Here is a 24,198-nt window from a genome sequence, read left to right as displayed (position 1 = left end):
GATAAAAAAGTAGCGCATCGAATTCCGATGCGCTACTTTCCTTTTGCAACAATCACACGAACTACTTTTAGCGCAAGCAGTAAGAGCAAGTTTGCTATTGCTGTAACTCCTAAAAACATCGCTATCATCATTCTCCCATGCCGTTATTAAATACAAACGTAATAGAAGAAATGAAAGCCAAAATAAACAATATGAACGCTGGTATATATTTAATAAACGGCTTCTCATATGATCTTTTAGAAAGGAAAGACGTCATTAACAATGTCATAATAAAAACAAAATATACCGCAAATAAAAAAATCATATGAAAGCCTCCTCTACGACCAAACTACTTAAAAGAGGTTAGAATCCTTTAATATTTTTCATTTACCTGTAATTCTTTACTGTACTTTTGAATGAAAATTGATGAAATAATCATTACTATCCCTACACTAAAACCAATAAGCTGATCCAGTAATATTTCATCATGAATAACCAAACGAAGTAAAAATACACTACCAAAAATAAGCAACATAGTAAATCCAGTATGTCTAAGCCCCTTATATACATTTTCCATATGTATCACCTCTCTACACGTTTTTCCATATTCCCCAAAATGTGTATAACCAACATTCGGTATTGCAATCAATAATAAAAAAGACTGCGGAGAAATTCTTCTCCGCAGCCTAATATTTATTTTTGCAAAAACGCCTGTAAATCTGCAAATTGTCTCTTTGCATCCTCATAGCCTTGCTCGTATAAATTTTGTAGTTTTGCTGTATCTTTTTCCATACGATCTACTTGAAGCGGCACTTCTGGGCGGATCACAAATAAATTACCCGCTTGCTCTTCTTTTTCAATGTAGTGCAGCGTTTCGTTATACACCTCATAACGATTCAGCATCGTGTTAACAAGGTTCGGATATTTTTTATAAGCTTTCGCAGCAACCCAACCAAATTTTGATTTTTTCTTTGCGTAACCATGATTTCTCGTTAAAATAACGACTGATTTTTTAAATCCGTCTTCTTGCGCTTTACGAACTGGAATCGGATCAGAAATCCCGCCATCTAACAATTGCTTACCACGGTAATTTACTACTGGTGCAATAAAAGGTAATGAACTAGATGCTTGTAATAAATTTAGCGCATCATCATTCGTTCCCTCTTTTTCAAAGTAAATAGATTGTCCTGTTTCACAATCTGTTGTCCCTACAAGGAAACGCTCTGGACTATTGAAGTATGTTTCAAAATCAAACGGCACATGCTTTTCTGGAATTTCATGAAAAATGAAATCCATATCGAATAGTTGACGTTTTTTCCACAAGTTTTTATACGATAAATATTGTGGATGTGATGCATAATCAATATTGACTGTTTTATTTCTATTTCTTTGTCTGGAAAGATACGACGCTGCATGACAAGCACCAGCCGAGACACCAATCACATATGGAAAATATAAATCTTGTTCCATAAAATATTCTAATATCCCGCCCGTATATACACCACGCATACCGCCGCCTTCTAATACTAACCCCGTATTTTCAAGCATGTTACTCTCTCCTCTATATATATTGACTCTTTAATTATTCACTATGTTAAGTATCTTTTTCTATTATATATGAGTTCTTTCAGAAATTATATTCAAAAGGCTTGAGAAAAAAGTATTTTTTCTTCCAATTATATTTCCAAATGATCAGAGACATCCTTTATAAACCTTTGAATAAAATCTTGCTCTTCTTTCGTATATCCATCTAAAAGTAACAGCCACTTTTCTTCCGCTTGTTTATGCAACTTTTCATGAGCTTTATATATTTCATTTCCTCTTTCCGTTAAGCGGAAGAAAATTTCTTTTTGATTATCTAACATTTGCATCTTCTCAACGAACTGCTTTTGAAATAACTTTGTACAAATTTTAGAGATCGCGCCCTTCGTCATTCCCATTTCTGTCGTAATAGCCGTTACATTCATGAGACCATTTTGTCCGATACACTCGATAACATGTAACTCAGATAAAGACATACCACTTACACCTGTTTCACGAAGAAACTTCTCATTATTTTCTTTCAAATGCTCTTCTTTTTTATGAAAAAGTGTACGAATATCCGAAATTATTTCCATTTGTTTCGCTGTACGTTCCAATCCATTCGCCTCCTAAGTTTCCAAAGAAACAATTTAACTATATACCATTTTAAAATCATTTCTCCATCTTTACAAGTGAGAAAATCATGTTAAAATAAATTTAGTTTCCTAGGAAACTAAAAATAAGGAGGTTAGCATTATGGAAAAAACCAAACTGAATTTCATTTTATATGTTGTCTGTATGAGTGCCTTACTCAGTTCCTTCGCTCAAAATATTTACACACCGATCTTACCGATGATTCAAAATTCGTTTCATACTTCTCTTTATCTTGTAAGTTTAACCGTTTCACTTTTCACATTCATTCTTGCGATTATGCAGCTCATATACGGACCTTTAATTGATACAAAAGGAAGAAAATCTGTCCTTATCCCTAGTTTAATTATTAGTACAATCGGCTCAATTGGTTGTGCTTTCTCACCAAACATTTACTTATTTCTATTTTTTAGAGCTGTTCAAGCTATAGGAATAGCGGCTATACCTGTAGTTGCAGCAACGATTATCGGTGATTTATTTGAAGGAAAAGAACGCGGAGAAGCGATGAGCCTTTATCAAATGTTACTTGCTCTCGCACCTGCGATCGGCCCTCTTATAGGTGGTTATCTCGGCAGTATACACGGCCACTTATCTGTATTTCTGTTTTTATCTACAATTGGCATCATCTTATTAATTATAAACATTTCACTACTTCCAGAAACAAAACCAAATATAATTAAACAACCTAAAGTAAAAAAGAATTACTGGCTTATCTTAAAAAATAAAACTGGATTTTCTATTACACTTATTGGCTTTATTCAATTTTGTATGTATTTCTGTTTCCTGTTTTTTTTGCCTAGCATATTAACAAATATATATCATCTACACGCAAGTGAAATTGGTCTTATGTTTGTACCAATGTCCCTTTCTATTATGTTAGGAAGTTATTGCTACAAATTTTTGCAAAAACAGTTCACAACAAAGCAAGCTTTATTCATCACTAGTTTCTTCAATATTATATGTATCACTTTATTCTCTTTAGCATATAGCAACAATATCCCAACCGTCATTATCGTTACCTCTTTATACGGTTTTAGCATGGGACTTTCTATGCCAACTCACACTACTTTATTAACGGAAGAATTCGTACAAGAACGCGCAACAGCTATCGGTATGTACAACTTCATTCGCTATTTTGGCATGGGTACAGGACCTATTGTAGGTGGGTTTCTTTTATTTAATCAAAATTACTTTTGGATTTTCTTTATAGGAGCAGTTACATTTCTACTTATAGTTTTATACGCAATAAAAATGTTACGTTTCTCTACCGCACAAAAGGCAAAATAGAGCCCCCGAAAGGTGGGCTCTATTTAAGCTCTTTGATCCGCAACAATATGAATATCAATATACTTTGTTTGTCTCATAATTTCATTTACAATAGAACCTTTTCGTATTTCTTCCCACCTTGTTCTTGCAGATTGTCCAAGTAAAATTTGCGTCACTTGTAATCTTTTTGCGACTTCAATAATAACATCCGCTGGTTTTCTCCCTTTCGCCTCTTCTAATACAAAACTCGCATCAAATTGATTGGTTAACGATTTCCACTCTTCAATCGTCTGCTTTTTTCCAGCTGAAATAGAATCTATATTTTCCCTCTCAACGTTTAATACGTACAATTCAGCATTTAACCGATCAGCCATGCGCCATCCCCGTCTTATTAATTTCTCCGCTGTTGAACTGTATTGTACACAAACGAGAATTTTTTCTTTTACGCCAATTGGTTCTATTACTGTTTGGCTAATTTTCTCGTCCATATCATCAGCAACTTCTCGAAGTGATAATTCCCTAAGTGCCCCTAGATTATTAAGCGTAAAGAAATTTTGTAAGCTCTGCTGAATTTTTTCTTCCTTATATATCTTTCCATCTATTAATCTCTTCCTTAATACCTCAGGCGTTGCATCAACGAGCTGAATTTCATTTGCTTTTTGTAAAATAAAATCTGGAATACGTTCCCGTACTTTTACATTCGTAATTTGAGCTACAATGTCATGAACGCTTTCTAAATGTTGAATATTAAACGCAGATAATACAGATATACCGGCATCTAACAATTCTTGCACATCCATGTAACGCTTCTTATTTTTAGACCCAGGAATGTTACTATGTGCAAGTTCATCCACTACAACTACTTGCGGGCCACGCTTTATAATTCCTTCTACATCAAGTTCATAAAATACTTTTCCTTTATACTCTATTTCTTTTAAAGGAACTTTTTCTAAATCAGCAATTGCTTCTTCCGTCTCTTTTCTACCATGTGTTTCAATTAAACCAATTACAATATCAATGCCGTCTTTTTTCATCTCTCGTGCATCAAAAAGCATTTTATAACTTTTCCCTACGCCTGGGGCAGCCCCTACGTATAGCTTTAATTTTCCACGATTTTGTTGACGAATGTATTCTAAATATTCCTCTGGCGTTCGCCTTTGAAACGTCGGTTTATAATCATCCGCATACAAAACACTCACAACCCTTCTTGCGAAACAACACTACCTCAATCCGTTAGATTGAGGTAGTACTGTTACTATTTCATTAATTTCTGTAATTCTAAGTTTAACTTTAAGACGTTTACGCGATCTTCTCCAAATAAACCGAGGGCAGCACCTTCTGTTTGTTCCTTAATCAATTGATTTAACTTTTCTTTCGGAATATTCGTTAATTTAGAGATGCGATCTACCTGCACAGACGCTGCCTTTGGACTAATGTCAGGATCAAGCCCTGAACCTGAATTCGTCACTAAGTCTATCGGTACTTCTGTAACTGGAACGGTTGGATTTTGTTTCTTCCAGTCTTCCATACTTTTCTCTACTCGTTTCTCTAAATCTGGATTAGACGGTGCATAGTTATTTGAACCAGATGCTTCTGCTTTATATTCTATACTAGAGACACGTCCATGAAAATAACGTGGATCTGTGAAATTTTGACCGATTAACTTCGAACCAACTATTTCATCCTTATCATTATATATAAGACTTCCATCCGCATTATCCTTCATTACCGCTTGTGCAATACCAGTTACAATAAGCGGGTATACGAGGCCGCACAAAACTAAAAATGTAAAAGTAATACGAATAATTGGTGATAGTATACTTTGTTTCTTCGCCATCTTTTTCCCCTCTTCCTTATATGAACAAGCCGACAATCATATCAATTACCTTAATTCCAATGAACGGAACGATAACCCCGCCAAGCCCGTAAATGAGTAAGTTTCTGCTAAGCAATGCATTAGAGCTCATCGGTTTATATGCGATTCCTTTCATCGCTAATGGAATAAGTAATGGAATAATAACAGCGTTAAATATTAATGCTGATAAAATTGCTGACAGTGGTGACGTTAATTTCATAATGTTCAATGCTTCCATTTGCGGAATCGCAAGTGTGAACATCGCTGGAATAATTGCAAAATATTTTGCTATATCATTCGCAATACTAAACGTTGTTAACGCCCCGCGCGTCATTAACAATTGCTTACCAATTCCTACAACCTCAATAATTTTCGTTGGATTCGAGTCTAAATCAATCATATTTGCTGCTTCTTTTGCAGCTGTCGTACCGCTATTCATCGCTAATCCAACGTCGGCTTGCGCTAACGCCGGCGCATCATTTGTACCATCACCTGTCATCGCTACAAGCTTCCCTTTATCTTGCTCTGCTTTAATAACTGCAATTTTATCTTCTGGTTTACACTCGGCAACGAATTCATCTACACCTGCTTCTTTTGCAATTGTTGCTGCTGTTAATGGGTTATCCCCTGTACACATAACCGTTTTAATCCCCATCTGACGTAATTGTTCAAAACGCTCACGCATACCAGGTTTTACCGTATCCTTTAAATAAATTAAACCGTAAATACGATCATCTACTGCCACTACAAGTGGTGTTCCACCCTCTTTTGAAATGAAATCTGCTTTTTGATTCACATCTTTTGGAATCTTTCCACCTTGTGATCGAACCCATTCAATCACGCTACCTACAGCACCTTTTCTCACTTTCGTTCCGTCCTGTAAATCGACACCACTCATTCTTGTTTCTGCTTTAAACGGAACGAACTCCCCTTGTTCTGCAAGTTCTCGATTATATGATATAGATTTCGTTTGCACATATTCTATAACAGATCGGCCTTCTGGTGTTTCATCTAAAACAGAACTAATAGCAGCCCACTTTCCAACTTGCTCAATCGTTTCATTTCCTACTGGAAGCAGTGTATGTGCCATTCGGTTCCCGAAAGTAATCGTACCTGTTTTATCTAAAATAATTGTATTAATATCGCCCGCAGCTTCTACTGCTTTCCCTGACATTGCTAACACGTTAAACTTTGTCACGCGGTCCATCCCAGCTATACCAATTGCCGATAATAACCCACCAATTGTCGTTGGAATTAAACAAACTAACAATGCTACAAGTACAGCTGTATCAATTTGAAACCCTAAATAATTCGTGAAAATTGGCAACGTCACAACAACGATTAAGAAAATAAGCGTTAAACTCGTTAATACTGTATTTAAAGCAATCTCATTCGGCGTTTTTTGACGAGCAGCCCCTTCTACTAATGAAATCATTTTATCAATAAATGATTCTCCAGGATTACTTGTAATAACAATTGTAATTTCATCACTTACCACCATCGTTCCACCTGTTACGGAACAAAAATCGCCACCCGCTTCCTTTATAACAGGGGCTGATTCTCCTGTTATTGCAGATTCATCGACAGACGCTAACCCTTTTATTACTTCACCATCATTTGGAATCATTTCCCCTTGTTTTACGATAACAACGTCACCTTTTCTCAGATCAGTTGCTGAAACTTGAACAATGTCTCCATTTTCTTTTACGACATTTGCAAACACATCTTTCTTCGATTGTTTTAAAGAATCGGCTTGCGCTTTACCACGGCCTTCAGCTAACGCTTCTGCAAAGTTAGCAAATAAAACTGTAAATAATAGAATGAGAGAAACTGTTATATTAAACCATCCTGGTACACTACTAGAACTGCTTGGGAGAAAAGATAAAATGAACGTAATGATAAACCCAATTTCCACAATAAACATAATCGGATTCTTTATCATTACTTTCGGATTCAATTTCGCAAAGGATTGTTTCATCGCATGCGTCACGATATCACGATCCAACGTTTTCGCTTGTCTAACTTCATCTTCTACAGCATGTATTTGTGAATCGTTCAATTGTTTTTCTTTTACTACTACCGGTCTCATTATTTACCCTCCATTACTTCAATGTAAGAAATTCTGCAATTGGGCCAAGTACTAACATCGGGAAAAATGTTAATGCACCAACAATTACAATCGTTCCAATAAAGATTCCTCCAAATAAACCATTATCCGTACGGAACGTTCCGACTGTTTCTGGTACTACCGTCTTCTCTTTCAATGAAGCTGCTACAGCTAGCATCGTAATTAAACTGAAATAGCGTCCTAAAAACATAACTAAACCAGTCGTAATATTCCAAAACGGTGTATTATCTGCTAATCCTTCAAATCCAGATCCATTATTCGCAGCTGACGATGTGTATTCATATACAACTTGCGTTAAACCGTGAAAACCGGAATGAGAAATCGCATCCGTTCCTAAACTTGTTGAAAGAGCTAATGCAGAAAATCCTAAGATAAGTAATGGATGAAATAGAATCGTTACTGCAATTAATTTCATTTCCTTACCTTCAATCTTTTTACCTAAAAACTCTGGTGTTCTTCCGACCATTAATCCAGATATAAAAACTGCAATAATTGCATACATAATAATATTAATAAAGCCCGCTCCAACACCGCCGTATACTGTATTCAACATCATATTTACGAGTGGAACTAAACCGCCAATTGGCGTTAACGTATCATGCATCGTATTAACGGCCCCTGTTTCAGCAGCTGTCGTTACTGTTGCGTATAGTGAAGAAAATACTGTTCCAAATCGTACTTCTTTCCCTTCTGTACTTCCTTGTACATGTTCGATACCCATTCCATTTAATGCCGGATTCCCGTTTAGTTCAGATGTCGTAATCGTTATAAATCCTAGTAAAAACACCATGAATAGTGAAACGAAAAGGATACGCCCTTGTTTTTTATTTCCTACCATTCGTCCGTACGTAAATGGAAGTGCTGTTGGTAATAACATCATAAGCATCATTTGCAAAATATTACTCATTTGTCCTGGATTTTCAAAAGGATGTGTAGAGTTTGCCCCGAAAAATCCACCGCCGTTATTCCCAAGTTCCTTAATAGAAACGAATGATGCAACAGGCCCTCGTAAAATACTTTGTTTTGCTCCATCAATCGTTTGTGCTGTAACCGCCCCATCTAACGTTTGTGGTACACCAAGTGCGACAAAGACTAACGCTGCAATAAATGCGATAGGAAGAAACACCCTCGTTAACGCTCTCGTAAAATCAACGAAAAAGTTACCAAGTTCTTTTCCAGCAAGTCCTCTTATAAAAGCCATAACGAGCGCTAACGTCGTTGCTGGTGCCGCAAACATTAAAAATGTAATCCCGATTAATTGTGATAAATAAGATAAACCATTTTCACCGCTGTAATGTTGTAAGTTTGTATCAGCCATAAAACTAATCGCTGTATTAAAAGCGAGCGTAGGCTCCATCCCTTCAATATGCGCTGGATTTAATGGCAATACACCTTGTAATCTAAAAATGAAATATACAACGACAATCATAAATCCGTTGAGTAGAACTAATGATAATGCGTACTGTTTCCACGTTTGATTGTATTCTTTTACACCCGTAATTTTAAAAATAAGTTTCTCAAAAGGCCCGAATACTTTATCTAGTATTTTGCTACCTTGAAAGGCTTTCTCTAAATAAATCCCCGTTGGCTTTGCTACTAAAATAAACAAGAGCATTGTAATAATGACTGAAACCCAAATCATAATGAATGATTCCCCCTAATTAAAACTTTTCTGGATTTAATAATGCGTATACTAAGTACACTGTAATCGCTGCAACAATAACCGATAAGGCAATCATCATGATTGCTTCCCTTCTTTCACAACTTTATCTGACCAACTTGCAAGACTTGCCATCGATGCTACTAATACAACAAAAATTCCGATCATCACAACATCTAACATAACAATCCCTCACTTTAAATGTTAAAATTTACCATTAAAATATTAAAAAAGAACACTGAGCTCTACTCAGTGTTCAAAAAATGAACAACAAAAAGTAAACCTCCTCTCTAAACGCTTACGAGGTTAGCTGTCGGATTCGGGCCTAAAGAGTAGCCCTACTTTCAAAACTGAAAGATTCACCCCAAGTGACGATGCACAAAATTGGTTCCCCCGCTCCATTTCTGGAACTCAGCGATTTTAGGTTTTTTTTGGAAATTTGATAAATGATTTATGAGAGTAAATATACTCCTCTATATTTCACTTGTAAAGAGGTAAATTACTTAAAATAAGAAAATATTATGCTATTTAAACGCTTACATTACGTATTATTAATATTTTTTCATCTGTTTTCTTGTCTTTTCTTTCTTTTTCATAGAAATGACCTTTTATATATAAAAAAAGAGCGAATGTATATAAGCACCCCACTTAGGCACACTTAACATTCGCTCTCGTTTTCATTCAGAATTTATTTACCACGTAAAAATGCACGTAAATTTCTCCCGCGAATATAAACTTGTGTCAATTCTGCATGTAGCTGCTCATACTCGGTAATATCCATCTCTAAATACAAAGCATCTTTTGATGGTAATATAATATATGGCCCTGGAAAAAGGGGATCAATCTGAACCAATTCTTGAACTCGCTCTACCGATACTGCCCAACGATTTGCTATATCTCCAAGTAATAGTACCTTCATCATTTCTTCCCCTGCCCTATTCAAAAAATAAAAAAGAAATATTATCACAATTTGTAAACACGACAAACTTAGCTCCAATTGTTTCATAGAGCCTCGCTGGATATCGTTTATTCCTTGTAACAACAGTAATAGGTGCTTGAAAAGAAAAGCGAATGTGTTCTGTGAAGAAACTAACTGTTGGAAGCTCATCCCCTAGTAAAATCACCTTCTTAATTCGTGTGCAAATACTAGTAAAATCCTTCTCCTTATTACAGCTATAAGCTGATTCAAACCCATAATCTCTAACTTCAGCCGCTATCTCTTCATTGGCTGTAAAAATAATTAACTCATGCTGAAATGCTATTAGCTCTCTTAAACTCTTTACCTTGTTTTTTTCTCCAACACAAATAAGTGTTAGTTCCATGTATCTCATCCTCCTTAGCATAAAAGAATTCAAACGTAGATTGATATTCCCCTATACTAATCGGATCGATGAAGTGATGTATCCATCATGGCACCGTCCTCTCTCAAAACGCTTACGAAGTTAGCTGTCGGATTCGGGCTTTGAGAGTAGCCCTACTTTCAAAACTGAAAGATTCACCCCAAGTGACGATGCACAAAATTGGTTCCTCCGCTCCATATTTTTGGACTCAGCGTATTACAAAAAATGTATTCTGGCTGATATATTACTCTTGTATTTGGAAAAAGTAAACAAAAAAAGCCAGTTGTAAAACTGGCCTTTTCATTCTTCATGCTTATGCTTTATTCAATTTATACGCAAAATGATTCGTCGGTCCATGACCACTACCAATATTCAATGGCTCTTCAATTGCTATACTAATAAATCGTTTTGCCTCTTGAACTGCTTCGTCCATTGAGTATCCTTTCGCAAGTCCAGCTGTAACTGCTGAAGCAAATGTACAGCCACTTCCGTGCGTTTGTTTCGAAGGAATTCGTTCACTTCTAAATTCAATAAACTCTTCTCCATCAAAGAGTAAATCAATTACTTCATTACCTTGATATTCCGCATGTCCGCCCTTCATAAGCACATATTTAGCACCTAATTCGTGCAATACTTTCGCAGCTTTCTTACTATCTTCTATATTATGAATCTCCATCCCAGTTAACACTTCAGCTTCTGGAACATTCGGTGTAATAACTGTTGCTACTGGTAATAAATATTCCTTTAATGCTTGAACTGCTTCTTGCTGTAATAATGATGCTCCGCCCTTTGCAATCATAACAGGATCTAGCACAATATTATTCCAACCAAATTTCTTAATCTGTTCTGCCACAATTTGAATAATTTCACTACTAAATAACATTCCTAGTTTCACTGCATCTGGTGTTAAATCCGTACCAATTGAATTCAGCTGTTCCGTAATACCTTCTAATGGAACAGGATATACCCCTTGAACGCCAAGCGTATTTTGAGCAGTAATTGCCGTAATAACCGTCATCCCATACACACTAAGCTCTTGGAATGTTTTTAAATCCGCTTGAATACCAGCACCACCGCCGCTATCAGATCCTGCAATTGTTAAAGCTTTATTCACTTCCATCTCACTCATCCTTTTCTATCCAAAATAGCGATGATAAATCGTCTTTGCTTCGCTTATATCTTTCGTTCCATGTACAAGTACACGGCCATCTTTGAAGGCAACTAACCTCTTTTCTTCAACAGAGAAAGATAGTAAATATGGATTTACATTTAAATCATTCACACGGCCTTCTAGTAGCTGTTTATATTGTTCAAAATCCATTTCTTCTTTATGAGGTGGTCTAATTTGAACTGTATTTCTCCCGCATAAAACTGCTGTTTTCGATGTGTTCTCTTTATTTAAATACGGATATAATGCATTCTCTCCGCACGAAGGACAATTATGTTTGCGAAGTTTTTGCACATTCATACATGAATACTCATTCTTCCACGTATCAAACGATACAAGTCCATCTCGAAGTGATTTATAATCTTCTACTAACAGTTTAAGAGCTTCTGTTACTTGATGAGAAACGACAAGAGATACAGCAGGTGATATAATACCCGCTGTATCACATGTCGCCCCGCCAAGCGGAATCGATTGTAATAAACATGATAAACATGGTGTTTTACTAGGAAGAATTGTGTAAGAAAGACCGTAACTGCCTACACATGCACCATAAATCCATGGAATAGAATATTTTTGTGCTATATCATTCACAATAAAACGTGTTTCAAAATTATCAGTCGCATCAATCATTACATCAACGTTTGTAACAAGTTCTTCTAGCTCCTCAGCTGTTACATCTTGAACGAGGGCCTCTATTGTTACATCACTATTAATCTCTTCTAAACGCTTTTTAGCCGCTATAGCCTTCGGAAGATTATTTTTCACGTCGCTCTCTGCATACAATTGTTGTCTTTGTAAATTACTCCAATCGACATAATCACGGTCAACAATTGTTATCTTCCCAACACCAGCTCTTACAAACATTTCTGCATTTGCACTACCAAGTGCGCCTGCGCCGATAATAAGCACATGCTTTTCTCTTATCTTTTGCTGCCCTTCTTCCCCAATTGGAGAAAATAGTTCTTGGCGAGAATATCGATTATTCAACTACACTCATTCCTTCTAAAGGACTGCTTGCAGTTGCACAACGTTTACGTGCAATACGCCCCGCTTCAAAGCCTATGCGACCTGCCTCAATACCTAACTTCATTGCGTATGCCATCTTAATAGGATCTTTTGCTCCTGATACAGCCGTATTTAATAACACACCATCTGCTCCTAATTCCATCGCAAACGCTGCATCAGCTGGGCTACCAATACCTGCATCAACGATAACCGGTACTGTCGCTTGTTCAATAATGAAGCTTAAATTTAACGGATTTACAATACCAAGCCCTGAACCGATTGGTGATGCTCCTGGCATAATTGCATGCACACCTAGTTCTTGTAATTTACGTGCTAATACAACATCATCAGATGTGTACGGAAGTACGATAAACCCTTTTTCTAGTAACATTTCAGATGCCTTTAACGTTTCTACTGGATCAGGTAACAACGTTCTATCATCACCAATAACTTCAACTTTGATCATGTCACAAAGCCCTGAAGCTTTTGCTAATTTTGCAATACGAACAGCTTCTTCAGCATTTTTTGCTCCAGCTGTATTTGGTAATAACGTATATTTTTTCACATCAAGCTTCTCTAATAAATTAGGTTGCTTTGCATCAAATATATCCATACGACGTACTGCAAACGTTAAAATTTCAGCTTCAGAAGCGTCAATTGCTTTTTGCTGTACGTCAAAATCAGGGAATTTCCCTGTTCCTAATAAAAGTCTAGACTGAAATGACAATGGTCCAATGTTTAACATAATCAACCGCCTCCTACGAAAGTTACAATCTCAATTTGGTCTCCATCAAAAACAGATGTATCTGTATGATCATCTTTTTGTAAAATATCTTTATTACGCTCTACTACAACAATTCTGTTATCTAACTCTAAATGTGTAAGTAACTCAGCTACTGTTTTTACACTCTCTGGTACTTCAATTTGGTTACCATTAATTTTTAAATTCAAACTTCCATCCCCTTTCTAAACCGTTTTAGAAAGCAATGAATCTAGCAAGTGATTCTCCTGCTTTCCTTCTATTAAATCCGCCATATATTGACCAGAAACAGGGCTTAATAAAATGCCGTTTCGATAATGGCCCGTACAAGCATATAAACCTTTTATTTCTTCATGTTCTCCCATATAAGGAGCTTCGTGATTCGATTGTGGTCTTAATCCTGCCCATGCGCTTTCCCACTCTGCTTCTTTTAAAGCTGGCAATATTGTATAAGCACGCTCTAATATAGAAGTAATGCTTTCCGGTTGTACAGTTTTATTAAACGTATGCGGCTTCATCGTTGCTCCAATTACGTAACGTCCGCCGCGCTTTGGAGCAATATAAAATCTTTCTTGGAAAATAGGTGCCTTTAAAAGTGGTTTTCTACTTCTTACCGCTACTACTTCTCCTTTAACTGGATATGTACCCCATTCGCGGTGAAAATGACCTAGTAACTTCGTGCTCCATGAGCCACCGGCAATCACCACTTTTTCGCATGTGATTATACCTTCGCTCGTAACAATACCAGTCACTTTATTATTTTCAATACGAATATCAAACACTTCTGTCTGTTCATATATATCCGCACCGGAAATTGATGCAGAATGCGCGAATGCTTTCGTAAGCTCTGGTGCAATAACGTGACCATCTTTCGGATAATATACCGCTCCTATAATGGATTCGGATAGAAATGGCTCTTTTTCAAGTAAATGGTCTCCCGTTAGAAAATATGAATCTTCACCTGTTTTCTGTTGCCAATCCATAATGTGAAGAATTCTTTCCTTCTCATCTTCGTTTTGTGCAATACGATATATCCCTTTCTCCTCATATCCAATATCAATACCCGTCTTTTCACGTAAAACTGTTGCAAGTTGTGGAAATATAGCTCGGCTTTCTCTAGCAAGTTCAAATAGCGGGTCATACGCATCCCATTCTGCTTGAACACCAAGCAGGCCAGCAGCTGCTTTAGAAGCTTCCGATGCAATTTTTTGCTTCTCTATAATTGCTACTTTATGTCCTCTTTCTGCTAGAAAATGTGCAACTGAGCTACCAATTACACCACCGCCAATAATCGCTACATCATACTTCTCACACATGTTTTTCCGCCCACTTTCTTATTGATTCCTTATAAGATTTCGCTTTGCTATATGGGTTACTACTACTTACAATTCCGGACATAACTGCTATACCGCTTACACCGTTAGTAAGAACATCTACTGTGTTTTCTGGGGTAATTCCTCCAATCGCAGTAATCGATATAGATAAACAGCTTGCAATGTCTGAAATTTCTTCAAGTCCTCTCGCTGGCACACCTTTTTTACAATCTGTCGGAAATACATGACCATAAACGAGTGAATCCGCTCCATTTTTAAATGCTACTATCGCTTCCTCTAACGAGTGTACTGAATAACCGACATGCAAATAAGAAAACTTTTCTTTCACTAACCTTACATCTGCGCTTCGGTATCCTAGTTGAACACGCGGAATGTTTAATAAAATGGCAATATCAATTCGATCATTTATAACAAGCTTAGATGCTGGAAAGCCTTTTTTCAAAAGACTTTCCACCCCTTCATATAATTCCTTCGTACTTTTCTCACGCTCACGAATATGCAAATAATCAATCTCACTCTCAATTTGCATCGCTACATTCACTAACTCTTCGAATGGCATATGGCCATTTGAGATTACATGGAGCTCATTTTTCATATTCATTCGCCTACTTTAAAATGTTTTCGAATAATTCATCGGCAGGAACAATTTCTTTCGTCATTCCTTTGTCTTTCAACCATTTGTTTTGTTTCTCCCATGACTCTTTTGAATCTGATAAAAATGGCTCATCTTTCGTTTCCATCTTCTCTAATAAAATTTTCATGCTTTCTTTTTCAACTTCTGGTACAAGCGGGAAGTTTTCTTTTTCTTGATGATCTAATAAAATATTTAATGCTTCATCAGGGCTTTTCTTCATAAAGTCATACCCTTTTTTTGCCCCACGTAAAAAGGCTTGCAATGCTTCTTTATCTTTTTTCAACGTTTTATCACCTGTTACGAAAACCAGTTCATGATAATTAGGCACACCATATTCTGCTGGATTAAAGTACGCTGGTTCATGGCCTTCATGACGCATAACAGGTACTTCATGGTTAATGTATGCTCCTGTTACAGCATCCACTTTCTTCGTAATTAACGCTGGTACTAAATCAAAGCCAACATCAACTACTTTCACCGTATCAGGATTACCACCAGCTTCTTTTATCATCGTTTTTAAATATGCTTCACTTAAAGGAGTTCCAGAATATCCTACTGTTTTTCCTTCTAAATCTTTCGGTGATTGAATACCTGCTGATTTCAGCGATACGACATGATTTAACGGTGAACGTACGACAGCTCCAATTGATTTCACTGGAATTTGTTCATTTGCTCTGGCCATAACAACATCTGGCTGATAATACAAACCAACTGTCACTTTCCCTGCTGCAGCTAAAGTTAATGGATCAGTTGGATTAGAAGGGAATTTTATATTTACCTTTATTCCTTCTTCTTTAAAGTAGCCTTTTTCAATTGCTGCATAAATAAAGCTATGTACCGCATTTGGGTACCAATCGAGCATAACCGTTATTTCTTTCTCTTTTTTACTTTTATCTGATGCTGAATTACTCGAACATCCTGCAATCATTGCAACTAATAATGTAAACACAAAGATGCGTTTTAAAAATTTCATGAATGCTTCCTCCAACTAATGAATTTCTTTTCTAATATGGAAATAAGTATGACGAAGAAAATAGCTAATAATGATAACAATACAATGGGTGCAAATACACCAGCTCCATCTAACTGTGTCATCATTCTCTTACTGAAATAACCAAGCCCAGCTTGTGCACCGAGCCATTCACCGATTGCTGCCCCAATTACACTAAGCGGAACTGCAATTTTTAAAGCTGAAAAAAAATAAGGAAGAGCAGACGGTAACTTTAACTTAAGAAAAACATCTTTCTTCGTTGCTCCATATGTAACTAAGAGCTCCTCCCATTCTTTTTTCGTACTACGCAGTCCGTCATACGTATTGACCGCAATAGGGAAAAACGTAATTAAAACTGTAACAACAACCTTACTCCAGATGGTATATCCAAACCATAAAACGAAAAGCGGAGCAAGCGCTGTAATGGGAATCGTTTGTGAGGCAACTAATAATGGATAAAATGCCCTTTCCATCCATGTACTCGCATTCATTAACATCGCTAGCCCTACACCTAATACGATAGAAATAACAACACCTATTAAAACGACGTATAACGTTGCCGGTAAATGAACCGTAAATAATATGTCTTTTAGTTTCCATATCTTCATTACAATTGCTGACGGTGACGGTAAAATGTACATTTCATCTACAATTCTTGCTCCTATTTCCCACATAACGAGTAAAATGCTAGAAAGTGTAATGGCAGGAACTAATTCTTTCAATCGGTTCATCATACGAGTACCTGCCTTTGTAACATACTAAGAAGCTCATCTTTCAGCGCTAACACATCCGGTTTATATAAATCTTTTCGTGTTCTGTTATGATCAAGCGGCACAATCCGTTCAGTCAAAGTAGTTATCGGCTGCTGTTCCACCACTAAAATTCGATTCGAAAGAAACAACGCTTCTTCCACATCATGAGTGATAAATAAAATTGTTTTTTCCCACTCTTTCCATTGTTCAAACAACCATTCTTGCAAAGATGCCTTCGTTAAAGCGTCCAATGCGCTAAACGGTTCATCTAGCAATAATATCTCTCCGCCTGTTAATAATGTTCGGATAAAAGATACGCGCTGCCTCATACCGCCAGATAAATCTTTCGGGTATTTTCCCTCGTATCCTTGTAAACCAAATTTATGTAACAGTTCCTTTGCCTTTACTTGTGCTTCTTTCTTCTGTACACCCTGACATTCTAGTGGCAAAGCAGCATTCTCAATAATTGTTCTCCACGGCAGGAGCATATCTTTTTGAGGCATATACCCTACAGGATGACTTTTTGTTTCTGTCAGCTCTATCCGTCCAGTACTAACTTCTTCTAACCCTGTAATAAGGCGAAATAGAGTACTTTTCCCGCAGCCACTTGGCCCAATAATGCTTACAAACTCTTTCTCTTGTATAGAAGCATTTAATTCATCGATGATTGGCTTCTCATCATAATGAAAAGAAACATTATGAAACTGTAGTATGTTCTTGCTCCTCAAATCCCCACATCTCCTTACGATAGGACATATCCCAGAATAAATATTCAAATCGACTGGAATATAAGAAAATCTCCTCTAATCTTTCTAGCTCTCGCTCTGACTTTCCAATTGCCATTTCATCTAATAAATCTATTAACCAAATACAAAGGTTACCGTATTCTTCAGAACTATATCCTTGAATCCACTCACCAAAGAACTCATGATCTCTCGCTCCAGGAATATCATTTAAACGCTTTCCAATTTCCCAATAACTCCACATACATGGAAGAAGTGCTGCTATTAATTCCGCAAGTGTGCCATTTTGAGATACAGACATCATGTAATTTGTATAAGCTAAATTTTTAGCAGATGGTTTTGCTGATTCTATCTCCTCTATAGAAATTCCAAGCCTTTTTGCATACTGTTTATGGATCGTCATTTCTCCATTTAATATTCCATCAATTTGTTCAGCAAATTTCCCCATTACTTGTGGATTCGTTGCCTTTACAACACCGATGGCATATAGCTTTGCATAATCTAACAAATATAAATAATCTTGAATAATGTAATACTGAAACTTATCTTTTTCTAACGTGCCATCCCCCATCCCTACTACAAATGGATGATTATGACTCATCTCCCAAACTGGTTGTACAGTTTCTAACAATCTATTACAAAATTTCATTTCTATTTCCCCCTTCAATATATGTATCTAAATAAAAAACCACTTCTATAATCAGAAGTGGTTACAACAAATAAAATTATAGTTTATTCGTTGTTCCACTTCCCTTCGCTAGTATTACCTAGATCAGGTGTTGTAAGGGTTAAGGATTATTCCTCTCTCAGCACGAAAAGCACCCCTAGTGGTTTCAATATAAAATTTTCAAATAAAAAAGCCCCGTTTCTATACGCAAAGAAACGGGGACTCATCATTAGTGTCCGAATTGCTTCCCTACGCTAGCATAATCTAGATCAGGTAATGAAAAGGATCAAAGACTTAAGGTCTTACTCTCAGCTGGCAACACCAGCTCTCCTAGCAAACTATAAAATTATCACTGTCAGTATAACACCCTAATAAGACATCATCAACTGTTTTAATTTTCTTAATTGTCAACAAAATAACAGGGTTATATAATACTTATTATTCTATTTCGTAAAATAAAATCCCAATTAATTCTATAAAAAGGAATCATTATCCTGAAAAAATTTATTTTTATATTGATTTCATATTACATTTATGTGAATACACCCACTATATTATATCTTTATACTATAATAAAATTACAACTAACTATACAACTAGAGGAGGTCTCTATTATATGAATATGAAAGCTACAGCTCTAACAGCAACTACTGTCGCAATCGCCTCATTACTTCCTTCTATGGGCGAAACAAATGTACAAAAAGCAAACGCTGAACAATTATCTAATGTCAAAACTGGATATGTCAAAGTCGATCAAGTAGCCTTACATAAAGAAGATAATACAAATAGCACATCCCTTGATACAATTCGCTTTAATACGAAAGTTAACATACTTAAAACAACGAAGGATTGGTATAAAGTATCTGTTAATAATAAAGTAGGCTATGTACAAAAAGATGCTATTCTGCAAAAAAACAAACTTCAATCTACTAATCAATACATCGTCAATGCTAATGCATTGAACGTTCGCTCTGAACCTAATTTAGAATCTTCCATTTTAGATGTATTACCAAATGGTAAGTTCGTGACTATTCAAGGAGAACAAGGCGAATGGTATAAAATTTCACATAACGGTCAAACAGGTTATGTACAAAAAGCATTCGTATCTAATGGTTCGCAGCCCTTAGTAAAAGGAATCACAGTTCAAAATGATACGAAATATACTGTTGCAACACCTAAATTAAATGTACGTAGCAATGCTAGCACAAATGGCACTCTACTTGGTTCTTTACAAAACGGTACACAGGTACAAGTAGTAGAAACAGTAGGAACTTGGTATAAAATTCGTTTTGGCACAGGATACGGGTATGTGGCCAAACACTATGTGGTACAAAATCAACAGCAATCACAAGCTCAAACAGCTCAATCTTCAGCTATTCCAGCAGTTTTCAAATTCCCTACTCAAGGAAAAATCAGCTCAACCTTTGATATACGCTGGGAACAAATGCATTATGGAATAGATATTGCAGCACAAGGTAACGTCTCCATTCAAGCTGCCGCTGCAGGTAAAGTTATTAAATCATATTATTCAGCTAGTTATGGCAATGTAGTGTTCATCGCCCATCAAATAAACGGGAAATTATATACAACAGTTTATGCTCATATGAAAGATCGCACTGTACAAGCTGGTGATCAAATACAAACTGGACAATTACTAGGTCATATGGGTAACACAGGTCATTCATACGGACAACACCTCCATTTTGAATTACATAATGGAGAATGGAATTTTGAAAAAACAAATGCAGTAAATCCACTGCCGTATTTAGTTAGGTAAATTGTATGCCACGCAATATACCTCTCTTCATTGAATACTTAGCCTTTTTAGGTTTAATCTGTTGTTTAATAATTTACAATACAAACACTGTATTTTTATCTATTATCATTGCTTTTGTTGCTCTAGAAATTATGATGGAGTCATTTCAAGTGCGACTAAAGCAAAAAGTTGCCCATGTTTATAATGCTATTTTTCTATTAAGTGCCCTTATAACAAATGTTATTAGTAATGGCTTTTATTTATCTACTATAATTCCCGTATTCTTTATGGCTGTTTTATTATTCATAGCTAGATACATTAATGTCCCTAATAATAAAAAACATGAACAAGAAGCTTAGAAAGAGGAGACACTGTGTACCAATCTTTCAAAGATAACACAATGAAATATATATTGAATTTATACGAAAAACTAAATACTTTTTTTGGTATACAAGGAAGTTATACTGCACAACTTCTCCTATATGGAATGTTATTTCTCATCTTAATCACTTTCTCCTTGTTTTACTAACAAAAAAGGATCTCACATAACATTGAGATCCTTTTTAATTTATATTAATTTTTCATATGTAAAATACTGTTTAGCCACAAGCATATTTTTCATAAATAAAACTAAGATTATATTTTTTCTCTAAACCCATTCTTTGTTCATCGTCACACCAATAGAAAAGAATATCATGAATCGTCGCATAACGCTTATTTTTAAGAAATAGTTTAAAGAATGACGGTAAACAATCATGTAATTGTATAAATATATAATTGCGTAGTATTTCCTCTTTATATTCAATGCCCTTACAAATATACAGTAATTCTTCACAATAATATGCATGCTGTGGAACTTGAATCATTTCGAAAAATGGCACGTATGATAATAACTTTCCGATAAAATGGTTATATCGATCCATTATACCTATTGTCATATGTTCCATCATTTCTTTCATCACATATAAATAATCATCTACATGAGTTGTCTTTAGTGGATCTAATCGATCTGAAATTTGAGAAAGTACAGCTCTTTGACAAGCTAAAACTACTTGACTAGGTCCATAATATGATAGAAAATCTGTACACTTACGATACTTTCGCAACAAGTCATGTGTATATAAATCATACACAAAAGTATTACAATACATCGCTAGACTCATCATATCACTATTCAGCTGCTCTTTTGACTGTGCTTTAGCCCTCTTACACATATAGAAGAATGTAAACTCTAATATTTCTTTTTGAGATAATAGATGTTTACAATTTGTTATACATTTCTCATTAAATTTAACTCTATCCCAAATTTCTACATCCCCATCTGTTAATTCCCCGACACGATATTTAATAACTAAATAGTTTAAAGCAACTGCTTGTGTCAAAAGATCCCATGTTTCATATTCCAATGAAGTTTGGACAAATTCAGCTAGCCCTTGTGTTACCATAAAAGTATTTGCCTCTTCATACCAACCAATCTCTTGGCATAAACGAAGAATACGTACTAAGGTTGGAATTTCATCTTTATGAAACTGTGGTAAATTCTTTACTCTATTCATTCCATAAACGATAACTGCTGCTAAATTTTCTTCTTTATAAAATTCTTTTTCTTTCCATGCTAATATAGTTCGCTCTTTTCCTTCACCTTTTGGGTGACAAGGTACAAGTAAAGATAATAATTCAGCAAAATTATTTGGTTCTATATATGTATCTGTAACCAAATTCCAATTTGGATCGCCCTGTACAGCCCTCATATAATTCCCCTTCCCTTTTTATCCCGCTATTTGCCGGGCAGTAAGACGCCCACCTCAAAATCCAGTGAATGCGAGGAAGTTAGGTGGGAAATAAAACTGCCGGTAAAAGCCCGATTGGTTCAACGAATAATCATTGGCGGATGGACAAAACCCCCAATAATTAAAGTTTCACTTTATCTACGTAGGAAATATTAACTCATTATTACAACACTAAAAATAAATATTGTTATATTCAAAACCTATCATAATACTTATATCTATCAGTATATCACTTTTTCTCTTATTTAAAATTAGGAATGAAAAATTTAAATAAACTGTCGAAAACCTTAACTATGTACTTATTATATAATGTCTCAGATACATCACGCTAATATATTAGTTTAATCCACATATACTAGAATAATGTATCTGATTTTTATCCATCATTTATCCCACTATTTGCGGACAATAACACTTTCACTAATTAAAGTTTAACTTTATTCCGTACGTTCCGAGATTTCACTTAAAGCGAACCCAGCTTGATCATCTGCCGCTTCTCTTATAGCTAAATCACCTAATGCTAGCATCCCGACAAGTTGACCGCCCTCAACTACTGGCAATCGTCTAATTTGATACTGTGCCATTAATTCTGTAGCTTTTTCAATAGAATCATCTGGAGAAACCGAAACAATGTTTGTCGTCATTACATTTGTAATTTTATTAGACCCAGGATGTTTTTCAGCAATCCCTCGAACAACTAAATCTCGATCAGTAACAAGCCCAACGACTTGTTCATTTTCAAGAACAGGAATCAATCCAACTGATTCTTCCTTCATTTTTACAGCAGCCTCATATACATTATCTAACGGTGTACAATGTACAATATGAGTACTCATAAAGTCTCTAACTTGCGTCATTTTTTATCTCCTCCTTTTAATACATACCATAGTTTTTCCTAAATCCCTTTATTTATTTGAGGAAAATAAGATGATAAAAAAGAGGATTATACACAATAAAAAAGAGCCAGCATATTGCTGACTCTTTCTTTATGACCCGTACGGGATTCGAACCCGTGTTACCGCCGTGAAAGGGCGGTGTCTTAACCACTTGACCAACGGGCCATGGCTCCGCAGGTAGGACTCGAACCTACGACCGATCGGTTAACAGCCGATAGCTCTACCACTGAGCTACTGCGGAATAAATATATGGTGGGCCTAAATGGACTCGAACCATCGACCTCACGCTTATCAGGCGTGCGCTCTAACCAGCTGAGCTATAGGCCCATATACTTTACAGGGGCAGTAGGAATCGAACCCACACTGGAGGTTTTGGAGACCTCAGTTCTACCTTTAAACTATGCCCCTAAATGATGCCGGCTAGAGGACTTGAACCCCCAACCTACTGATTACAAGTCAGTTGCTCTACCAATTGAGCTAAGCCGGCATAAAAAAAATGGTGGCTCGGGACGGAATCGAACCGCCGACACGAGGATTTTCAGTCCTCTGCTCTACCGACTGAGCTACCGAGCCAACATAAATGGCGGTCCCGACCGGGGTCGAACCGGCGATCTCCTGCGTGACAGGCAGGCATGTTAACCACTACACCACGGGACCATTTGGTTGCGGGGACAGGATTTGAACCTGCGACCTTCGGGTTATGAGCCCGACGAGCTACCGTACTGCTCCACCCCGCGACAATATAATATTTTAAAAATGGAGGAGGTAGAGGGATTCGAACCCCCGCGCGACTCTCGCCGCCTGTCGGTTTTCAAGACCGATCCCTTCAGCCGAACTTGGGTATACCTCCATGAAGGAAAATAAATATTTTATTATTATATGTAGCTAAACCATTTCAAAAGAAAATGGAGGAGGTAGAGGGATTCGAACCCCCGCGCGATTCTCACCGCCTGTCGGTTTTCAAGACCGATCCCTTCAGCCGAACTTGGGTATACCTCCGAGACATATAATAAATAAAGTGGAGCCTAGCGGGATCGAACCGCTGACCTCCTGCGTGCAAGGCAGGCGCTCTCCCAGCTGAGCTAAGGCCCCATGTTTTTGGGAAAATCGGGAAGACAGGATTTGAACCTGCGACCCCCTGGTCCCAAACCAGGTGCTCTACCAAGCTGAGCCACTTCCCGTTAATAAAAGCGCGCCCGAGAGGAGTCGAACCCCTAACCTCTTGATCCGTAGTCAAACGCTCTATCCAATTGAGCTACGGGCGCATATGGTGCCGAGGGCGGGGGTCGAACCCGCACGGTG

The 24,198-nt window shown here is 36.6% G+C and carries 26 protein-coding genes, 13 tRNA genes, 1 pseudogene and 4 riboswitches; of the genes and pseudogenes, 3 read left to right on the top strand and 37 right to left on the bottom strand.

Annotated elements, in window-relative coordinates; all coding sequences use genetic code 11:
• Positions 1–32: 32 nt before the first annotated feature.
• The 4 genes and pseudogenes from ACS2MN_RS05265 to ACS2MN_RS05250 all read right to left on the bottom strand — a co-directional run bounded on the left by ACS2MN_RS05265 (position 33) and on the right by ACS2MN_RS05250 (position 2,117).
• Positions 33–304: pseudogene (locus ACS2MN_RS05265) on the bottom strand (sugar ABC transporter ATPase).
• Between the two features lie 48 nt (positions 305–352).
• Positions 353–556: a hypothetical protein gene (locus tag ACS2MN_RS05260; protein ID WP_000432822.1), complete on the bottom strand. Its 204-nt coding sequence runs from the start codon at positions 554–556 to the stop codon at positions 353–355.
• Between the two features lie 116 nt (positions 557–672).
• On the bottom strand, positions 673–1,527 hold the full coding sequence (locus ACS2MN_RS05255; protein ID WP_000892697.1) for a patatin-like phospholipase family protein: 855 nt from the start codon (positions 1,525–1,527) through the stop codon (positions 673–675).
• 128 nt (positions 1,528–1,655) lie between these two features.
• Complete coding sequence (locus tag ACS2MN_RS05250) at positions 1,656–2,117, bottom strand: MarR family transcriptional regulator (protein WP_000442447.1); 462 nt, start codon at positions 2,115–2,117, stop codon at positions 1,656–1,658.
• A 139-nt stretch (positions 2,118–2,256) separates the two neighbouring features.
• Here ACS2MN_RS05250 and ACS2MN_RS05245 point away from each other — a divergent pair, with 139 nt between their 5' ends.
• Entirely contained in the window at positions 2,257–3,438 is a 1,182-nt protein-coding gene (locus tag ACS2MN_RS05245; RefSeq protein WP_088054703.1) for an MFS transporter, read from the top strand.
• Positions 3,439–3,461: 23 nt separating this feature from the next.
• Here the strand turns inward: ACS2MN_RS05245 and kdpDN are convergent, their stop codons facing one another.
• From kdpDN to tenA, 18 genes are all read right to left on the bottom strand, one after another.
• The gene (kdpDN, locus tag ACS2MN_RS05240) at positions 3,462–4,616 is read right to left on the bottom strand and encodes a KdpD-like non-kinase potassium sensor (RefSeq protein WP_015000159.1); all 1,155 of its coding nucleotides are present in this window, start codon (positions 4,614–4,616) and stop codon (positions 3,462–3,464) included.
• Between the two features lie 56 nt (positions 4,617–4,672).
• Positions 4,673–5,254 carry a K(+)-transporting ATPase subunit C gene (kdpC, locus tag ACS2MN_RS05235; protein WP_001085547.1) on the bottom strand — a complete coding sequence of 194 codons (582 nt, stop codon included), beginning with the start codon at positions 5,252–5,254 and terminating at the stop codon, positions 4,673–4,675.
• Positions 5,255–5,270: 16 nt separating this feature from the next.
• Entirely contained in the window at positions 5,271–7,361 is a 2,091-nt protein-coding gene (kdpB, locus tag ACS2MN_RS05230; protein WP_001247984.1) for a potassium-transporting ATPase subunit KdpB, read from the bottom strand.
• A 13-nt stretch (positions 7,362–7,374) separates the two neighbouring features.
• Positions 7,375–9,042 (bottom strand): potassium-transporting ATPase subunit KdpA, encoded by a 1,668-nt coding sequence (gene kdpA, locus ACS2MN_RS05225; protein ID WP_087950896.1) that lies wholly within the window; start codon positions 9,040–9,042, stop codon positions 7,375–7,377.
• A 19-nt stretch (positions 9,043–9,061) separates the two neighbouring features.
• Positions 9,062–9,142 carry a K(+)-transporting ATPase subunit F gene (gene kdpF, locus ACS2MN_RS05220; protein ID WP_000972378.1) on the bottom strand — a complete coding sequence of 27 codons (81 nt, stop codon included), beginning with the start codon at positions 9,140–9,142 and terminating at the stop codon, positions 9,062–9,064.
• Positions 9,139–9,243 carry a SipW-dependent-type signal peptide-containing protein gene (locus ACS2MN_RS05215; protein ID WP_000887889.1) on the bottom strand — a complete coding sequence of 35 codons (105 nt, stop codon included), beginning with the start codon at positions 9,241–9,243 and terminating at the stop codon, positions 9,139–9,141. Before ACS2MN_RS05215 ends, kdpF begins: the two co-directional genes overlap by 4 nt.
• A 98-nt stretch (positions 9,244–9,341) precedes the next feature.
• Positions 9,342–9,487: riboswitch (cyclic di-AMP (ydaO/yuaA leader) on the bottom strand.
• Between the two features lie 261 nt (positions 9,488–9,748).
• Positions 9,749–9,982, bottom strand: coding sequence for a hypothetical protein (locus tag ACS2MN_RS05210; RefSeq protein ID WP_015000156.1), 234 nt, complete (start codon positions 9,980–9,982; stop codon positions 9,749–9,751).
• A gap of 13 nt (positions 9,983–9,995) precedes the next feature.
• Complete coding sequence (locus ACS2MN_RS05205; RefSeq protein WP_142345000.1) at positions 9,996–10,382, bottom strand: hypothetical protein; 387 nt, start codon at positions 10,380–10,382, stop codon at positions 9,996–9,998.
• Between the two features lie 93 nt (positions 10,383–10,475).
• A riboswitch (cyclic di-AMP (ydaO/yuaA leader) is annotated at positions 10,476–10,624 on the bottom strand.
• 89 nt (positions 10,625–10,713) lie between these two features.
• Entirely contained in the window at positions 10,714–11,520 is an 807-nt protein-coding gene (gene thiD / locus ACS2MN_RS05200; protein ID WP_000453552.1) for a bifunctional hydroxymethylpyrimidine kinase/phosphomethylpyrimidine kinase, read from the bottom strand.
• A 15-nt stretch (positions 11,521–11,535) separates the two neighbouring features.
• On the bottom strand, positions 11,536–12,555 hold the full coding sequence (thiF, locus tag ACS2MN_RS05195; protein ID WP_103591326.1) for a thiazole biosynthesis adenylyltransferase ThiF: 1,020 nt from the start codon (positions 12,553–12,555) through the stop codon (positions 11,536–11,538).
• Positions 12,548–13,318, bottom strand: coding sequence for a thiazole synthase (gene thiG, locus ACS2MN_RS05190; protein ID WP_098805959.1), 771 nt, complete (start codon positions 13,316–13,318; stop codon positions 12,548–12,550). Before thiG ends, thiF begins: the two co-directional genes overlap by 8 nt.
• A 2-nt stretch (positions 13,319–13,320) precedes the next feature.
• Positions 13,321–13,524, bottom strand: coding sequence for a sulfur carrier protein ThiS (thiS, locus tag ACS2MN_RS05185; protein WP_001049505.1), 204 nt, complete (start codon positions 13,522–13,524; stop codon positions 13,321–13,323).
• Between the two features lie 15 nt (positions 13,525–13,539).
• Positions 13,540–14,649: a glycine oxidase ThiO gene (thiO, locus tag ACS2MN_RS05180; RefSeq protein WP_000333289.1), complete on the bottom strand. Its 1,110-nt coding sequence runs from the start codon at positions 14,647–14,649 to the stop codon at positions 13,540–13,542.
• On the bottom strand, positions 14,642–15,262 hold the full coding sequence (gene tenI, locus ACS2MN_RS05175; RefSeq protein ID WP_000787163.1) for a thiazole tautomerase TenI: 621 nt from the start codon (positions 15,260–15,262) through the stop codon (positions 14,642–14,644). Before tenI ends, thiO begins: the two co-directional genes overlap by 8 nt.
• Before the next feature lie 10 nt (positions 15,263–15,272).
• A complete protein-coding gene (locus ACS2MN_RS05170) occupies positions 15,273–16,274 on the bottom strand; it encodes an ABC transporter substrate-binding protein (RefSeq protein WP_000670425.1) in 1,002 nt (333 codons plus the stop codon).
• On the bottom strand, positions 16,271–17,023 hold the full coding sequence (locus tag ACS2MN_RS05165) for an ABC transporter permease (protein ID WP_002059286.1): 753 nt from the start codon (positions 17,021–17,023) through the stop codon (positions 16,271–16,273). Before ACS2MN_RS05165 ends, ACS2MN_RS05170 begins: the two co-directional genes overlap by 4 nt.
• Positions 17,023–17,772, bottom strand: coding sequence for an ABC transporter ATP-binding protein (locus ACS2MN_RS05160; RefSeq protein WP_001256784.1), 750 nt, complete (start codon positions 17,770–17,772; stop codon positions 17,023–17,025). The genes ACS2MN_RS05165 and ACS2MN_RS05160 overlap by 1 nt, the downstream gene beginning before the upstream one ends.
• Complete coding sequence (gene tenA, locus ACS2MN_RS05155) at positions 17,741–18,436, bottom strand: thiaminase II (RefSeq protein WP_000666918.1); 696 nt, start codon at positions 18,434–18,436, stop codon at positions 17,741–17,743. Before tenA ends, ACS2MN_RS05160 begins: the two co-directional genes overlap by 32 nt.
• An 83-nt stretch (positions 18,437–18,519) precedes the next feature.
• Positions 18,520–18,623: riboswitch (TPP riboswitch) on the bottom strand.
• Positions 18,624–18,683: 60 nt separating this feature from the next.
• A riboswitch (TPP riboswitch) is annotated at positions 18,684–18,796 on the bottom strand.
• Positions 18,797–19,070: 274 nt separating this feature from the next.
• Here tenA and ACS2MN_RS05150 point away from each other — a divergent pair.
• Positions 19,071–20,231 (top strand): SH3 domain-containing protein, encoded by a 1,161-nt coding sequence (locus ACS2MN_RS05150; protein WP_001056044.1) that lies wholly within the window; start codon positions 19,071–19,073, stop codon positions 20,229–20,231.
• A 5-nt stretch (positions 20,232–20,236) separates the two neighbouring features.
• On the top strand, positions 20,237–20,569 hold the full coding sequence (locus tag ACS2MN_RS05145) for a hypothetical protein (RefSeq protein ID WP_001137815.1): 333 nt from the start codon (positions 20,237–20,239) through the stop codon (positions 20,567–20,569).
• 240 nt (positions 20,570–20,809) lie between these two features.
• Here ACS2MN_RS05145 and ACS2MN_RS05140 read toward each other — a convergent pair whose 3' ends face one another.
• The 15 genes from ACS2MN_RS05140 to ACS2MN_RS05070 form a co-directional block, all read right to left on the bottom strand.
• The gene (locus ACS2MN_RS05140) at positions 20,810–21,961 is read right to left on the bottom strand and encodes a DUF3965 domain-containing protein (RefSeq protein WP_001203043.1); all 1,152 of its coding nucleotides are present in this window, start codon (positions 21,959–21,961) and stop codon (positions 20,810–20,812) included.
• 476 nt (positions 21,962–22,437) lie between these two features.
• Positions 22,438–22,857 (bottom strand): CBS domain-containing protein, encoded by a 420-nt coding sequence (locus ACS2MN_RS05135; RefSeq protein WP_000195540.1) that lies wholly within the window; start codon positions 22,855–22,857, stop codon positions 22,438–22,440.
• A gap of 132 nt (positions 22,858–22,989) precedes the next feature.
• Positions 22,990–23,061 (bottom strand) — tRNA-Glu (locus ACS2MN_RS05130).
• A gap of 1 nt (position 23,062) precedes the next feature.
• Positions 23,063–23,137, bottom strand: a tRNA-Asn gene (locus ACS2MN_RS05125).
• Between the two features lie 9 nt (positions 23,138–23,146).
• Positions 23,147–23,223: transfer RNA gene (locus ACS2MN_RS05120), tRNA-Ile, on the bottom strand.
• Between the two features lie 10 nt (positions 23,224–23,233).
• Positions 23,234–23,304 (bottom strand) — tRNA-Trp (locus ACS2MN_RS05115).
• Between the two features lie 6 nt (positions 23,305–23,310).
• Positions 23,311–23,383 (bottom strand) — tRNA-Thr (locus ACS2MN_RS05110).
• A gap of 10 nt (positions 23,384–23,393) precedes the next feature.
• Positions 23,394–23,469 (bottom strand) — tRNA-Phe (locus ACS2MN_RS05105).
• Positions 23,470–23,477: 8 nt separating this feature from the next.
• Positions 23,478–23,553: transfer RNA gene (locus ACS2MN_RS05100), tRNA-Asp, on the bottom strand.
• Between the two features lie 3 nt (positions 23,554–23,556).
• Positions 23,557–23,633 (bottom strand) — tRNA-Met (locus ACS2MN_RS05095).
• Positions 23,634–23,653: 20 nt separating this feature from the next.
• A tRNA-Ser gene (locus tag ACS2MN_RS05090) sits at positions 23,654–23,746 on the bottom strand.
• A gap of 56 nt (positions 23,747–23,802) precedes the next feature.
• Positions 23,803–23,895, bottom strand: a tRNA-Ser gene (locus ACS2MN_RS05085).
• Positions 23,896–23,915: 20 nt separating this feature from the next.
• Positions 23,916–23,988, bottom strand: a tRNA-Ala gene (locus ACS2MN_RS05080).
• Between the two features lie 15 nt (positions 23,989–24,003).
• Positions 24,004–24,077, bottom strand: a tRNA-Pro gene (locus ACS2MN_RS05075).
• A 10-nt stretch (positions 24,078–24,087) separates the two neighbouring features.
• Positions 24,088–24,161 (bottom strand) — tRNA-Arg (locus tag ACS2MN_RS05070).
• Positions 24,162–24,198: the final 37 nt, after the last annotated feature.

This window comes from Bacillus cereus group sp. BceL062 (assembly GCF_051780025.1).
Classification (GTDB): domain Bacteria; phylum Bacillota; class Bacilli; order Bacillales; family Bacillaceae_G; genus Bacillus_A; species Bacillus_A toyonensis.
This window is presented reverse-complemented; position numbering and strand designations above follow the sequence as displayed.

Coding starts and splice junctions, on each gene's coding strand:
- ACS2MN_RS05145 (WP_001137815.1), top strand. CDS start 20,237: ATGCCACGCAATATACCTCTCTTCATTGAATACTTAGCCTTTTTAGGT.
- ACS2MN_RS05205 (WP_142345000.1), bottom strand. CDS start 10,382: ATGGAACTAACACTTATTTGTGTTGGAGAAAAAAACAAGGTAAAGAGT.
- ACS2MN_RS05260 (WP_000432822.1), bottom strand. CDS start 556: ATGGAAAATGTATATAAGGGGCTTAGACATACTGGATTTACTATGTTG.
- ACS2MN_RS05165 (WP_002059286.1), bottom strand. CDS start 17,023: ATGAACCGATTGAAAGAATTAGTTCCTGCCATTACACTTTCTAGCATT.
- kdpF (WP_000972378.1), bottom strand. CDS start 9,142: ATGATGATTGCCTTATCGGTTATTGTTGCAGCGATTACAGTGTACTTA.
- kdpA (WP_087950896.1), bottom strand. CDS start 9,042: ATGATTTGGGTTTCAGTCATTATTACAATGCTCTTGTTTATTTTAGTA.
- thiG (WP_098805959.1), bottom strand. CDS start 13,318: ATGTTAAACATTGGACCATTGTCATTTCAGTCTAGACTTTTATTAGGA.
- ACS2MN_RS05170 (WP_000670425.1), bottom strand. CDS start 16,274: ATGAAATTTTTAAAACGCATCTTTGTGTTTACATTATTAGTTGCAATG.
- ACS2MN_RS05245 (WP_088054703.1), top strand. CDS start 2,257: ATGGAAAAAACCAAACTGAATTTCATTTTATATGTTGTCTGTATGAGT.
- ACS2MN_RS05135 (WP_000195540.1), bottom strand. CDS start 22,857: ATGACGCAAGTTAGAGACTTTATGAGTACTCATATTGTACATTGTACA.
- ACS2MN_RS05210 (WP_015000156.1), bottom strand. CDS start 9,982: ATGATGAAGGTACTATTACTTGGAGATATAGCAAATCGTTGGGCAGTA.
- tenA (WP_000666918.1), bottom strand. CDS start 18,436: ATGAAATTTTGTAATAGATTGTTAGAAACTGTACAACCAGTTTGGGAG.
- ACS2MN_RS05140 (WP_001203043.1), bottom strand. CDS start 21,961: ATGAGGGCTGTACAGGGCGATCCAAATTGGAATTTGGTTACAGATACA.
- ACS2MN_RS05255 (WP_000892697.1), bottom strand. CDS start 1,527: ATGCTTGAAAATACGGGGTTAGTATTAGAAGGCGGCGGTATGCGTGGT.
- ACS2MN_RS05150 (WP_001056044.1), top strand. CDS start 19,071: ATGAATATGAAAGCTACAGCTCTAACAGCAACTACTGTCGCAATCGCC.
- ACS2MN_RS05215 (WP_000887889.1), bottom strand. CDS start 9,243: ATGTTAGATGTTGTGATGATCGGAATTTTTGTTGTATTAGTAGCATCG.
- tenI (WP_000787163.1), bottom strand. CDS start 15,262: ATGAAAAATGAGCTCCATGTAATCTCAAATGGCCATATGCCATTCGAA.
- thiO (WP_000333289.1), bottom strand. CDS start 14,649: ATGTGTGAGAAGTATGATGTAGCGATTATTGGCGGTGGTGTAATTGGT.
- thiD (WP_000453552.1), bottom strand. CDS start 11,520: ATGGAAGTGAATAAAGCTTTAACAATTGCAGGATCTGATAGCGGCGGT.
- kdpB (WP_001247984.1), bottom strand. CDS start 7,361: ATGAGACCGGTAGTAGTAAAAGAAAAACAATTGAACGATTCACAAATA.
- kdpC (WP_001085547.1), bottom strand. CDS start 5,254: ATGGCGAAGAAACAAAGTATACTATCACCAATTATTCGTATTACTTTT.